Origin of the sequence: Terrihalobacillus insolitus, assembly GCF_028416575.1 — a bacterium.
Classification (GTDB): Bacteria; Bacillota; Bacilli; order Bacillales; family Amphibacillaceae; genus Terrihalobacillus; species Terrihalobacillus insolitus.
The window spans coordinates 110,271-123,574 of sequence record NZ_JAMQKB010000004.1 but is presented as its reverse complement, the minus strand read 5'-3'; the positions used below and the strand labels follow the sequence as shown (position 1 = coordinate 123,574).

The 13,304-nt window shown below is 37.9% G+C and carries 11 protein-coding genes; 3 read left to right on the top strand and 8 right to left on the bottom strand.

The window, feature by feature from the left end:
- Positions 1–912 carry an AEC family transporter gene (locus NC797_RS06435; RefSeq protein ID WP_272435945.1) on the bottom strand — a complete coding sequence of 304 codons (912 nt, stop codon included), beginning with the start codon at positions 910–912 and terminating at the stop codon, positions 1–3.
- A gap of 166 nt (positions 913–1,078) precedes the next feature.
- The gene (locus NC797_RS06430; RefSeq protein ID WP_272435944.1) at positions 1,079–1,933 is read right to left on the bottom strand and encodes a VOC family protein; all 855 of its coding nucleotides are present in this window, start codon (positions 1,931–1,933) and stop codon (positions 1,079–1,081) included.
- Between the two features lie 128 nt (positions 1,934–2,061).
- Here NC797_RS06430 and NC797_RS06425 point away from each other — a divergent pair, with 128 nt between their 5' ends.
- A complete protein-coding gene (locus tag NC797_RS06425; RefSeq protein WP_272435943.1) occupies positions 2,062–2,853 on the top strand; it encodes an HAD family hydrolase in 792 nt (263 codons plus the stop codon).
- A gap of 122 nt (positions 2,854–2,975) precedes the next feature.
- Here NC797_RS06425 and NC797_RS06420 read toward each other — a convergent pair whose 3' ends face one another.
- From NC797_RS06420 to murQ, 6 genes are all read right to left on the bottom strand, one after another.
- Positions 2,976–3,953, bottom strand: coding sequence for an N-acetylglucosamine kinase (locus tag NC797_RS06420; RefSeq protein WP_272435942.1), 978 nt, complete (start codon positions 3,951–3,953; stop codon positions 2,976–2,978).
- A 47-nt stretch (positions 3,954–4,000) separates the two neighbouring features.
- Positions 4,001–4,885, bottom strand: a complete 885-nt coding sequence (locus NC797_RS06415; RefSeq protein WP_417168688.1) for a MurR/RpiR family transcriptional regulator — start codon at positions 4,883–4,885, stop codon at positions 4,001–4,003.
- A gap of 87 nt (positions 4,886–4,972) precedes the next feature.
- The gene (locus NC797_RS06410) at positions 4,973–5,809 is read right to left on the bottom strand and encodes a carbohydrate ABC transporter permease (protein WP_272435941.1); all 837 of its coding nucleotides are present in this window, start codon (positions 5,807–5,809) and stop codon (positions 4,973–4,975) included.
- Positions 5,810–5,823: 14 nt separating this feature from the next.
- Entirely contained in the window at positions 5,824–6,717 is an 894-nt protein-coding gene (locus tag NC797_RS06405) for a carbohydrate ABC transporter permease (RefSeq protein WP_272435940.1), read from the bottom strand.
- Between the two features lie 188 nt (positions 6,718–6,905).
- Entirely contained in the window at positions 6,906–8,264 is a 1,359-nt protein-coding gene (locus tag NC797_RS06400; protein WP_272436012.1) for an ABC transporter substrate-binding protein, read from the bottom strand.
- 108 nt (positions 8,265–8,372) lie between these two features.
- On the bottom strand, positions 8,373–9,296 hold the full coding sequence (gene murQ / locus NC797_RS06395) for an N-acetylmuramic acid 6-phosphate etherase (protein WP_272435939.1): 924 nt from the start codon (positions 9,294–9,296) through the stop codon (positions 8,373–8,375).
- 416 nt (positions 9,297–9,712) lie between these two features.
- On the opposite strand from murQ, the gene NC797_RS06390 reads away from it, so the two are divergent.
- Together NC797_RS06390 and NC797_RS06385 are read left to right on the top strand one after the other, a co-directional pair.
- Positions 9,713–11,416: a serine hydrolase gene (locus NC797_RS06390; protein ID WP_272435938.1), complete on the top strand. Its 1,704-nt coding sequence runs from the start codon at positions 9,713–9,715 to the stop codon at positions 11,414–11,416.
- 67 nt (positions 11,417–11,483) lie between these two features.
- Positions 11,484–13,265, top strand: coding sequence for a glycoside hydrolase family 3 protein (locus NC797_RS06385; protein WP_272435937.1), 1,782 nt, complete (start codon positions 11,484–11,486; stop codon positions 13,263–13,265).
- Positions 13,266–13,304 lie beyond the last annotated feature (39 nt).

Below are 13,304 nucleotides of genomic sequence, written 5' to 3'. Positions count from 1 at the left end.
TTAGATCAATATATTTGCCATTGCCCATATGAAAAGGAAACTGATGACGAGTGTTATATTAGAAACCATCCCTGCAAACTTTGGGTTGTAACCAAACTCGATCGAATACGGTAAAACCGATGTAGCAACTGGAAGTATAAGTCCAATTAATAGTGTGTTTTTGATCATATCCTCAACAGGTAGGAATACGTAAAAAATCAGGCCTACACTCAACCCAACCACATAACGAATGGTTAGAAATTTTCTGATTAATCGTGCGTATGTTTCGTCAAAGGTAAAATTCAAGTAAATACCGAGTAATAACAAGGACATCGGCATGTTTGCATTAGAAATGATGGATGATGTTTGCAATACCAATTTCGGAAGCGAAAAGCCAAAAATATTTAATAAAAAAACAACCATGTAGGTCATTAATGGAATCGACTTTGCCATCGTACCAACTACATACTTTACATTCATTTTGACGTTATCTGCCGAGTAAAAGCCACCGATGATATATATTAAACCAAACACTATAAACGCATTCCCAACATCTAACATCCCAAAGTATTTGATCCCTTCATCTCCCCAAATCCCCTCTACTAGCGGATATGCAAAAAGACCAATATTAAAACCTGGGAGCATCATGCTAAGCATACCTTTTGTTGTTCTATTCTCTTTTCTAAAAAAGTACAAGCTCAAAAATGCAGCAAATATTCCATAAAAGATTCCGATTATGACTAGTAGAAATAGGGATATGTCTATTTCGATGTCGTGAAATGCAGTAATAATTAAAGCTGGAAGCGTAATATTAAAAATAATTCTAGCTAAACCTTCCCCATCATGTTCTTTTAATATATTCGTTCTTTTTAAAATATAGCCTAGTGTGATAATTAAAATAGAGTATAAAAACTGTTGATTCAAATCTGCCAAAAGAAACTTCTCCTTCATGGAAAATAACACGATCAAATATACCATAGAGGAGAAGAATGTGCACCTATTCCTGTTCAAAGAATACGGGAAGATGCAAGTCGCTGATGCACACCCAGTTGGACGCATTCACGTTACAAAAGGGATAGCATCTTAATGCCTTCCTAATTTATATGCACAATTTTATCCAATTACCAGATGGGTCTTGCGTCAAAATTGTTTCATTTTCCTGTGAAATTGTTGCACCAATTTGTCTGAGCTGTTCGATCGTTCTTTTTCTTTCTTCTTCACTAGGAAGGACAATACTGAATGAACGTAATCCAACACTATTTTCTGGTTGTTGTGGTGCACCTACTCCATTCCATGTATTTAATCCAATGTGATGATGGTAATTTCCTGTGGATACAAACAGTACTTGATCTCCGTACATGCTGTTAGCAATGTCAAAGCCAAGTCCAGCGGTATAAAATTCTTTTATTTCATCTAGCTCGGCAACGTGTAGGTGGATGTGCCCCATCACCGTATCTTTTGGTAAACCTTCCCACATTTTGCCCTCACCCTCAGCCAGCAGTCCTTCTGCGTCTAGAGGATCTGTTGTCATGATAACTTCACCGTTTTCCCACGACCACGTGTTGGATGGACGATCTATATAAATTTCGATTCCGTTCCCGTCTGGATCTGCCAAATAAATAGCTTCACTAACAAGGTGATCAGATGCCCCTTGTAACGGATATCCGTTTTGAATGAAATGCCGAAGCACGCTTCCTAAGTCAGAACGATTTGGAAGAAGTAATGCGTAGTGATATAATCCTGTCGTCTGGCGTTGTTTATCTAAGACATTTTCTGGTCGCTCAATTATTAATAGAGGTGTAAACCCATCTGCTGTTAAGACTACTTTGTGCTCTGATTGTTCTAGTACCTGAAGACCAATGAGTTCCTTATAAAATGTAAGGGATCTATCTAAATCTGCCACAATCAGGTGTACTAATCCGACATATGTGTGGGGGTGACGATGAAATTCCATTGCTAATTCCTCCTGTTTATATACAACACAATTTGTTATGATAATGGTATATTTATTGTAGAAAAAGGTAAAGTCAGAAGATTGCTATTCTTATTGTTCACACTTAAACCTAACAAAAAGGAGAACTTATGAAAAATAATTACAGGATACTATTTCTAGACATAGATGGAACGCTTGTCACACCTGATGATACGATTCAGCAATCAACGAAATCCGCTATTCGCCAAGTGCAAGACAAGGGCATCAAAGTATTTTTAGCAACTGGACGACCTCTTCATGAAATAAGGGAAATTGGCAAGGAATTAAACATAGATTCTTATATCGGATATAATGGTGCTTTTGCCATACATAAGGAGAAAGAAATTCTGAATGAACCTATGGATACAAGCACGATTGAGCATTTCATCGACATTGCTAACCAACAAGATAACGACCTTGTCTTCTATACAAATGGCAAAAATGTATTCACATCATTAGACAAACCAATGGTTAAAAAATTTATGCAAAAATTTAACTTACGAAAGAACGAGCTGTACACACCAACAAACGATTACAATGTGTTAGGTGTTACATTGATTGATTTAAAAGATGGGGATATTGATCATTACACAGTGAATGATCATATGTATTTTTCAGAGGTTAATATAAAGGGATTCCGAAACAATTATGATGTCATTCGAGAAACAGCAAACAAAGGATTTGCTGTTAAGGCCATTTTGGATAATTTATCTATTTCCCCAGAACATGCGATAGCTTTTGGCGATGGGATGAATGACAAGGAAATGCTACGTGTAGTTGGAGAGGGATTTGCAATGGGAAATGCCAATCCAAATCTTTTTGAGTATGCTAATCACACTACGACAGCCGTAACCGAATCAGGAATTTACAATGGGCTAAAATCGCTAGGATTAGTGGAATGAGAAAGAGAAGTGTTTAGGGGTTAGCGGATCTTGGAAATGCGGCTTACTGATCTATGGAGGCGTTGACTTACTATTGGCTGAACACCCCTTTTTGGTTCAGCCCTTGATACTTGCTTACACCTTTATCCTAAGATTTGGCTGCAACTATTAACAATAGCATCTTTTGTTTCTTTGTTCATTTCAATGCCAGCTGATTTCAATGCTAAAACAAATGCCCCTATAGAAGGTGAAGTAGATGGGTGGATGATCGTAATCTCACCTATCCTTTCCCTGACTTTTGATTCAAATTGGCCCTTAAAAAATTGGTCTGAAAATAACCCTCCACTTATAACGAGTGGTAAGTTACTAGTCTCACTAACACGTAGAGTAGTTTCCACTAAATGGACTAACTCAAGTATGGCATTGTCGATGATACAGGTTGCTACAGGATCCCCAGATTGTGCAGCTTTAAAGACTATTTTTGATGTATCTGCAATTCCTTCTTTTCTATTTTTCCAGCTGTAAACATTGGAAAGCAATTCTTCAGGACTTGAAAGGTTACATTTTTCTAATAGCAATTCCGTTAAAACCGTTTCATTACCTCTTTTGTCATGCTGCTTGAAAACGGCTGCCAACCCCTGTCGTCCAATATCGAATCCACTTCCTTCATCCCCAAGTAGATACCCCCAACCACCAACGCGAGTGATCTTACCCATTGATGTATAGGCATAAGCAATGGAACCAGTACCGGCAATTAAAACAAGACCTGGCTCTCCCCACGTCCCTGCTGCTAACGCCCCCATCACGTCAACTTGAACATGGATTTCAATAGAATGATCGATATGGGGACGAAGTGATTCAAAAAGACGCTGTTGGTCACTAGTACGACCGCATCCTGCCATAGAAAAATAGATTGTATTTATTAGACTTGGAGTTGTATCTGTTTTTGTTGTCACATCATGAATTAATCTAAGTAATAATTCTTTCACTTCATCCAACGGCTTCGTTTGAATATTACTCGACAGCCCTTGTACCGACCCATGGATCGTCCCAAAATTATCCCCAATCACACAAGTTGTTTTCGTTCCACCACCATCAATTCCGATAAACCTGTTCTGCATAGCACCACTGCCCCCCTATTTACCCAATCCAGAATAGCTAAATTTTATCATTTTGTTTTACCAATTATAAAATCAACTGCATTTTTTGTTTTTTCTAAATTACGCATCGTTTCGTCGTATTGTTCCGTAACGACACACATAAACAGAATATCGATCATGTGTAGTTGTGCTAGTCGAGAGGATGTCGCTCCGCTTCGGAATGTCGCCTCCTGTGATGCAGATATATAGAGAGGGATATCCGCAATTTCCGATACAGATGTTGAACCATAGCTAGTCAAGCTTATGGTAGTGGCACCTTTTTGTTTAGCGAGTTCCAGAATTTTGACGACTTCCATTGTTTCACCTGAAAATGAAATACCCATTACCACATCATTTGGTGTTACATTCGCAATATATGTTGCTGCAACATGTATATCCATGAAAGCCGAGGCTGGCTTGTTAATCCGGATAAACTTTTGCTGTGCATCCTGTGCAATAACGCCAGATGCACCCACTCCAAAAAAATGAATTTTTTCCGTTTTTAAAATAACATCCACTGTGTGTTCTAATGTTTGATAATTAATAATGTTTGCCGTTTCTGTAATCGCTTGGAGACTGTTATTTGTCATTTTATTTACAATCGATTCTCTCGATTCATTTGGCACTATATCTTGGTATCTTCCATTAAAAGAATTCGGAATATCACCCGCAATTCGCAGCTTTAACTCTTGGAAACCTTTTAATCCCAATGATTTACACAAACGAATAACTGCTGCACTACTCGTTGAACTGAGTTCTCCTAATTCGCTTGCTGTGCATCCAACCGCCGCTTTTGGATTACTAATAATAAATTCAGCGATTTTCCTTTCAGAAGGTGGGATATTTTGTAAAATTTCTTTTAACATAACAATTCCGCCTGATAAAGAAACTGCTATATGATTTGTCTCTTTCAAAAGTATCACCTATTTGCTATTAAATTTTGTTTGTTCTTCTTACGTAGTTCAAACGCTAGAAAACTAGAACACAAACAACTTCCTTTTTTACCCTTTTACTGCGCCTTCAATCATACCCTTTACAATTTTCCTTTGGAAGATTGCGTAAACGAGAAGAACTGGAATAATGGCAATTGAAAGTCCAGCAAATAATGCCCCCCATGCATTTGTGTATTGGGCTTCCTTATTCATTAAATCCATTGCGACACCAAGCGTATAACTTTCATCTGTCTGCAAGAAAATGAGTGCCATGAAATATTCATTCCAAAATGTAACGGCATTCATTATCGAAACGGTAATAATACCTGTCATTACAAGTGGTGTAATGATCTTAAAAAGAATGCCATATGGTGACATCCCATCCATTGCAGCTGATTCTTCCATTTCCTTTGGTATACTTCCCATGAAGCTTGTCAAAATGAAAATACTAAAAGGAATTTGTGTAACAGCATAAATCAGAGAAAGAGCCCATAGGTTATCAATCATGTTAAATTTTAAGAGTAGAAAAAATAAAGGAATCCAGCCAAGAACCATCGGAATCATCATTGCTGACAAATATACATTAAACAAGATCTTGCTTCCTTTAAATTTAAGTCGTTCTATTGCATACGAAGTTGGTAATGCAAAAACAAGACATAAAAACGTGCCAAGTACTGTTACAAATATACTGTTCATAAAACTTGAGCCAATATTAAATTCAGTCCAAGCTAATATAAAATTATCGAAGCTAAAGGACTTAGGAAGCGCCCAGGGTGAAGCAAATATTTCTCCATTTGATTTAAAAGCCCCGAGAAACATCCAGATGATAGGATATATTACGATTAACGCCCATATAAGAAGCGGTATGCGGATACCAGCTTTAAACAATAATTTTCCTAATTTCATGATTATCCTCCTTCCTAATATTCCACTTTTTCTCTTTTTAAGAAATACTGTAAGATCAATACCGTCAACAGAGAAAGGATCAAAATCATGACGCCGATCGTAGCTCCATATCCAAAATTATATTGTTTAAATGCCTGCTGATATAAATACGATCCCATAACCTGCGTGGCATTATTTGGCCCACCGCCAGTCATCACCTGTACGATAATGAACGATCCATTTAATGTAGTAATAACGATATACAAAATAGAAGTTTTAATTTGGGGCCAAACAAGAGGAACTGTAACCTTCCAAAATTGCTGCCATTCATTAGCACCATCAATATCGGCTGCCTCATATAAATTTTTCGGAACGTTCATGATGCCACCCATTAGCATAAGCATGAATAAACCAATCCCCGCCCATACAGATGGTAGTACTAGACTAGGAAGAGCCCATGTAAGGCTACCTAACCATGGTCTTGCCCACTCCTCTAGACCGATTAATGTCAGTCCTGAATTAATAATACCTAGATTTGGATTATAAATAAATTGCCACAAAATACCTATTATTACAACAGACATAATATTAGGAAAGAAAAAAACAATACGATAGAATGGTGCTTCTTTAATTTTAAGTTGAGTAAGAGCAACCGCAAAGAAGGTCGCCAAAATCATAATGCCTATCACTTTCGTTATAACTAAAAAGTAATCATGCCAAATCGTTTTTGGAATGATGGAATCGCTAAACAGCTGCTTATAATTTTCCAATCCAATAAACTTCTGATTCCCACTCATTCCAGACCATTCAAAAAATGATAAGTACAAGCCATTTAGTAAAGGGTAAACGGTAAAAATAGCAAACACAATAAATGTCGGGAGTAAACAAAATAGTAAGAATAACTGTTTTTGCCTTTTGGATTGAACCATGAGATCACCCTTTTCCTTTCAATATATCAATTTCTTCATGACGCTCTTTCTATCACCTGAATCCAGGTACAAAACTTAATTTTCATTAAGCCCTCACATATTTTTGTAGCAATTATACTCCGCTACAACTTCTCATAGGTTGAATAAAGAGGAATGTAAAGACAAATTGTCTTTACATTCCTTCTTGTTTATTTATTGTTTCGGTATTCTTCTGCTGCAGCTTCCATTGTTTCGGTAAACTCTTCTGCATCCATTTCTCCCAACATCAGTGAGACCAAAGCATTACCGAGTGGTGTTTCTAAATCAGCGCTCATTGGATATGGTTTTTGATATATCTTTACCTGATCTGAATTTATCATTTTATTGGCGTCTTTCAAATAAACAGGTACATTTTCGTTACTATCTAAGTCGACACCTTTCATATTCATCATTGCACCTGTTAATTCAGCAAATTTAGATGCATATTTTTTCTGGAATGCAAATTCAATAAATGCTTTTGCTGCCTCTGGATTTTTAGCTTCCTTTGCGATTGCTAATGGGCGTAAATCTGGCACGATCGCCATAGGCTCCCCAGCGTCATTCATCGGAGAAGGCACAAATCCGAATTGGAAATCGTCAGGTACATCATTTGCCATTTCATTTGGTAGCCAGAAGCCGACTGGAATATAGGCATTTTTACCAAGAATAAAGTTCATCTGTGACTGTGTATGGTTCAGTGCACCAAATCCTGGATCAATCAAACCTTCCTCTTGCATTGTTTGAACTTTTGTCATTACATCCAATACTGCATCACTCGACCAAGCTCCTTCATCACCTTTAATAACGGATGAAAGTAGCTCTTCTCCCCCTGCTGCAGCAAATGCTGGATACAATACGCCCCTTGAGAAGTAGTAAGGATATTGCCCAGTTGTGACAAACGGAGTTACATCCGTATTATTCTTAATCTCCTTCATAGAAGACATCCAACTTTCGAAATCTTTAGGTGCTTCAAAGCCTTCAGATTCAAACCATGCCTTATCATACCAAGTTCCCCAAGTATCAAACACGAGTGGCAAACTATATAAATTACCGTCATCAAACTTACTTGGCGGAACGATGAAACTATCAGCAAGTGGTGTTCCATCTGGTAGCTCTACTGATTCTACCCAATCACTAAGATCCATCAATTGTCCATCTTCCACCATTTGTGTTTCGCTTGATCCAGCACCATCAATATACACAACATCTGGTGGATTTCCAGAAATCCATCGTGTTTTCATTTCTTCGTTAATGTTTGGACCTGCTTGCTCTTTAATCTGTACATCTGGATATTTGGATGTAAACCCATCAATGACTTCCTTCCACCAAGCATCTCCATATCCACCGACAAAGTATTGAATTTCTAGTTCCCCTGAAATGCTGCCTTCTGTGTCTTTTTCGGCATCCCCTGTGCCCTCATCCGTTTCCCCAGTGTTTTCTTCTGTTTCATTTCCTTGTCCTTCATCAGATGAATCTGATGAACAACCAACTAGCAAACTCATAATAAACAGAATTGCTAGAATGGACATGAACCATTTTCGGTTTACTTTTCCCAATTAAAACACCCCTTTGATATTTTTATATAAATCCTATGCTATACCAATGGATGACATAGCATAGATATTCATCCATTGTATTTACTTTTTCTTGCATAATTCAATTGCAAATCTGACATTTCCAACACTTTTCTGAATTGCCTGACTAGCTTCTTCAAAAGAAACATCTGCAAGAAGCATGATAATTGCAGGCTTTACTTTTTGATTCGATTTTTTTAATATCTCTTCCGCTTTTTGGTATGTAGCTCCAGTAATTTCCATTACGATTTGTTTGGATCGCTCACGCAGCTTATGATTACTAGCTTGCACATCAACCATCAGATTTTCGTAAACTTTCCCCATTTTTACCATAGTAGCAGTTGAAATCATATTTAGGATCATTTTTTGAGCAGTTGCAGCCTTCATTCTTGTGGAACCAGTCAAAACCTCTGAACCTGTTATCACTTCTATCTTGAAATCTGCGTATCTACTTATAATCGAATTTCTATTACAAGCGAGTGAAACAGTAGTAGCGCCAATTTCCTGGGCAAATTTAAGTGCGCCTACCACGTATGGCGTTCTGCCACTGGCAGCGATCCCAATCACAACATCATTTTTATTTATACTTTTGCTTTTTAAATCACGCCTCCCTTCTTCTTCATCGTCTTCTGATGCTTCTACTGACGCTACAAATGCTTTTTCTCCACCAGCAATTATTGCTTGAACCATGTCTGGAGATGTCATAAACGTCGGGATACATTCTGAGGCGTCAAGAACACCGATTCGTCCACTAGTACCGGCCCCAATGTAAAAAAGTCTACCACCTTGTAAAAATGCCTTATGAACAAGGTCTACCACCTTCACAATATCAGGCAGCACTTTTTCAACTGCTAAAGCCACTTTCTTGTCTTCCTCATTGATCATTGTCACCATTTCGATTGTGGACATTTGATCCAGAGTCATACTGTTTCTATTCCTTTTTTCCGTTGTTAAATCAGTCAAATCATATGATACTTCTTCTGTCATTTCACAGCTCCTTTCTCGTTTGATGCCAAGTAAAACTGCTATAATTTTCTAAATTAAAATAAATAGTCCCTCTGTCTAATTCTTTGCCATGAACAAAATAAAAAATATTAGTCTAACAAAATAAGAAACCGCTTTCAAAATCATTATATTACTTTGAAATATTTTGTCAATAACTTATTTCATTATTTAACATTTAATTTCAAAAAACGAACCTGTTTCCGTATCATTTCCTATTTATAATTTATATTTATCTAGATGCTTTACTATCTGATTCTATGCTTAAAGTACTAGGCAAAAATAATTAGTTATATATCCTTTTTTACAAAAACAATGCGTCTTTAGATGTATAGACAACTATATATTTTGCTGTTACTCTCAAGTAGAATCAAAATAAAATTTTAAATAGGAGGTTTTAAATGCAAAAAAATAATTTAATAGTAGCCATCGTATCTGCTTTAACTGTGTCTATTGCTTTTCCTGGGATAAGTAGAGCTACCGGTGATCTTTCAAAGAACCAATCGCAGTCTTCGATTCAAGGTGAAAACGAACTTAGGAATAGCAACCAAACATTCTCCTGGGAAAACCCTGGCCCCTCATCCTCTGTTTTACATCCTGGTTCTGCTATGGCCGCGGGGTTGATAGCCTCACCACTACGAAAAATCGATTCAGTCGTGGAACAATCTATCAACGAAAAAGTAATGCCTGGAGCAGTTGTATTAATTGCCAGGCGTGGAACGATTGCCAAACAAGAAGCATACGGATACGCCGCTCGTTATACGAATGACCAATTTTCTGAAATGACTTCACCGATGACCATGCAAACAGATACCATCTTTGATCTTGCCTCTGTCAGCAAGCTTTTCACAACAACAGCAGCAATGATTTTGTATGAGGATAACGCATTTGAGTTGGATGACCCTGTTGCTAAATACATCCCTGAATTCGAACAAAATGGAAAAGAAAATGTTACGATTCGTCAACTTATGACACATACATCTGGATTCAAGCCATGGATTCCGCTTTATACCATGGGAGAAAATCGTGAAGAACGGTTGCAAATTGTCTTGTCCCAGCCTCTAGATAATGAACCGGGTGAAACATATTCCTATAGTGACCTTAATATGATTACACTTGGCATACTAGTAGAACGATTGTCTGGAAAACGACTTGATGCATTTGTAAAAGATACAATTACAGAACCACTTGATATGTCGGATACAATGTATAATCCCCCAGAAAACTTAAAGGGGCGGATTGCGGCAACCGAATATCAACCATGGACAGATAGGGGACTTGTTTGGGGAGAAGTGCATGATGAAAATGCATGGTCACTTGATGGCGTTGCTGGGCATGCAGGTGTATTTTCTACCGCAAAAGATCTGGCTATCTTTGCACAAATGATGTTGCAAGAAGGTAAATACGGCGGCACTCGCGTATTAGAGCCTGATACGGTCAAGCTTCTTGCAGAAAATCAAATCCCTCAGTTTCCTGACGACACACATGGCCTTGGCTGGGAACTTGATCAAGGATGGTATATGGACGCATTATCAGGTAGTGGGGCAATGGGACATACTGGATATACTGGCACCTCGATTGTTGTGAATCCTAACAATGCAACAATAGCAATCCTACTTACGAATCGTGTCCACCCAACACGTAATACCGTTTCGAGCAACGAAATTAGAAGAGAAGTAGCACAGTTGACTGCTGATGCAATTCCTGTAGCTATCCCTGATAAAGGAGATGCATGGTTCTCTGGTTATGGAAATAACAGAGATGCTACCCTAATTACAAATGTCAATCTAAATGAGGAAGCAACACTTACGTTTAATACTTGGTTCCGAACAGAACTAATAAATGATTATGGAGTAATCGAAGTCTCAGAGGATGGTACGAATTGGGAACCTATCGGTGATAAAATGACAGGAAATAGTGAGAAGTGGCTCATTAAAACCGTAAATTTACCGAAAAACACCACTTATATTCGCTTTAACTATCGAACAGATAATTTAATAAACGGTAGAGGATGGTATGTGAACAACATAAAACTAACTACCAAGAACGGAAACGAAATTCCAATTAAATGGGGAAGTGATTTTTGGATAGAAAGAGACTATTAGAGGATGTTCAAAATATTAAATCAGCCAGTTTAATCCATAACATTTCACTTAAAGGAGGGAAAAACGCATGCGAAAAAGCCGATTGTTTACTATGTTAATTGTCGCAACCGTATTTTTGTTAAGCCTTCCAATGTATGCGCTTGCAGGATGGGATGATCCTACAAAACCAGGCTGGAAAGACGGGGAAGCAAAAAGAGGTTGGATTCAGAGTAAAATCGAAAACATGACACTCGAAGAAAAAATCGGACAATTATTCATTGTTCATGTGTATGGTAAAAACCCGACAGATGAAAACTATGAAAATGTGAATATTAGTCAAAATCGAGGTGGTAAAAACTTCAAAGATGTCATCGAAAAATACAAAATCGGAGGCGTGATTTATTTTAATTGGACACAAAATATTGGTACTCCTCTTGATGCAACACAAGTAAATGATCTATCTAACGGATTACAAGACATTGCCATGGATCAGCGGATGCCAATCCCTTTATTTGTTTCAACAGATCAAGAAGGCGGAATTGTCCAAAGGGTAACGACTCCAGGTACAGTTTTTCCTGGTAACATGGCTCTTGGCGCAACACGGTCAACAGAATACGCTAGTAAATCTGCTGGAGTTTTAGGAACCGAATTAAAGAGCCTTGGTATTAACATGAACTTTGCTCCTGTTGCCGACGTCAACATGAACCCTGCCAACCCCGTGATTGGAGTTCGTTCCTTTGGTGAAGATCCACAGTTAGTTTCAGACATGACTGTTGCACAAGTTAACGCATACCAAGATCAAAATGTCAGTGCAACTGCAAAGCACTTCCCAGGACATGGCGATACAGATGTTGATTCACATTATGGACTACCACAAATCAATCATGACCTTGAAACATTAAATAATATTGATTTAAAGCCATTTAAGGCTGCTATCGATGCAGGAATTGATTCCATCATGACTGCCCATATCGTTGTTCCTGCTTTCGATAATTCTGGATTACCAGCAACACTCTCAAAACCAATACTTACCGGCGTGCTACGTGAGCAGCTTGGTTTTGATGGGTTGATTATTACAGACAGTCTAGGCATGTCAGGGGCGAATGTTATGGAGCCCGAACGTGTTCCAGTTGAGGCATTCAAAGCTGGGGCAGATATTTTATTAAACCCACCTGATGTGGACCTTGCTTATAATGCAATGCTAGAAGCAGTGAAAAATGGTGAAGTAAGTGAAAAAAGGCTAGATGAATCTGTATACCGTATTTTAAAGGTAAAAATGAAAAGAGGGCTTTTCGAAGATCCATTTACAGATGCTAGTGCCACCCAATCGATAGGTACAGAGGAAAATCTTGCGTTAGCACAGGAAATTGCAAATAAAAGTATTACACTCGTAAAAAATGAAAACAACGTCCTTCCAATTAACGACGAATCACAAAATTTACTAGTAACTGGACCATCAAGTGCGAAACCTACATTGTTGTCCGATCTATTAAACAATGAAGGGTTAAAGTCAACCTCTTACAAGACAAATACATGGCCAACGGACGCGCAAATTAATGCAGCAGTTGAACAATCCCAAGGCGCAGATAAAATCATCGTGACAACCTATTCAGCAAATACAAATAACTCTCAGCAAAAACTAGTTAATGCGTTATTGGATACAGGAAAACCTGTCATTGTTTCTGCAATTAGGAATCCATATGATCTAATGGTATTCCCTGAAGTGGACAGTTATTTGGCTACGTACGGTTACCAAGATGTCTCGATTGAAGCGCTATCACGAGTTGTAACAGGTGAAGTGAATCCATCTGGAAAGCTTCCTGTAACCATACCAAATCTATATGATTTTGGATATGGAAAAAGCTATTAATCTATGAAAAAAGGTTGGCTTACTTTCATTGTGAGTCAG

Excerpts from the sequence above, each read along its gene's own strand:
- NC797_RS06430 (WP_272435944.1), bottom strand. The coding sequence starts at position 1,933 with ATGGAATTTCATCGTCACCCCCACACATATGTCGGATTAGTACACCTG.
- NC797_RS06425 (WP_272435943.1), top strand. The coding sequence starts at position 2,062 with ATGAAAAATAATTACAGGATACTATTTCTAGACATAGATGGAACGCTT.
- NC797_RS06420 (WP_272435942.1), bottom strand. The coding sequence starts at position 3,953 with ATGCAGAACAGGTTTATCGGAATTGATGGTGGTGGAACGAAAACAACT.
- NC797_RS06410 (WP_272435941.1), bottom strand. The coding sequence starts at position 5,809 with ATGAAATTAGGAAAATTATTGTTTAAAGCTGGTATCCGCATACCGCTT.
- NC797_RS06405 (WP_272435940.1), bottom strand. The coding sequence starts at position 6,717 with ATGGTTCAATCCAAAAGGCAAAAACAGTTATTCTTACTATTTTGTTTA.
- NC797_RS06400 (WP_272436012.1), bottom strand. The coding sequence starts at position 8,264 with ATGTCCATTCTAGCAATTCTGTTTATTATGAGTTTGCTAGTTGGTTGT.
- murQ (WP_272435939.1), bottom strand. The coding sequence starts at position 9,296 with ATGACAGAAGAAGTATCATATGATTTGACTGATTTAACAACGGAAAAA.
- NC797_RS06390 (WP_272435938.1), top strand. The coding sequence starts at position 9,713 with ATGCAAAAAAATAATTTAATAGTAGCCATCGTATCTGCTTTAACTGTG.
- NC797_RS06385 (WP_272435937.1), top strand. The coding sequence starts at position 11,484 with ATGCGAAAAAGCCGATTGTTTACTATGTTAATTGTCGCAACCGTATTT.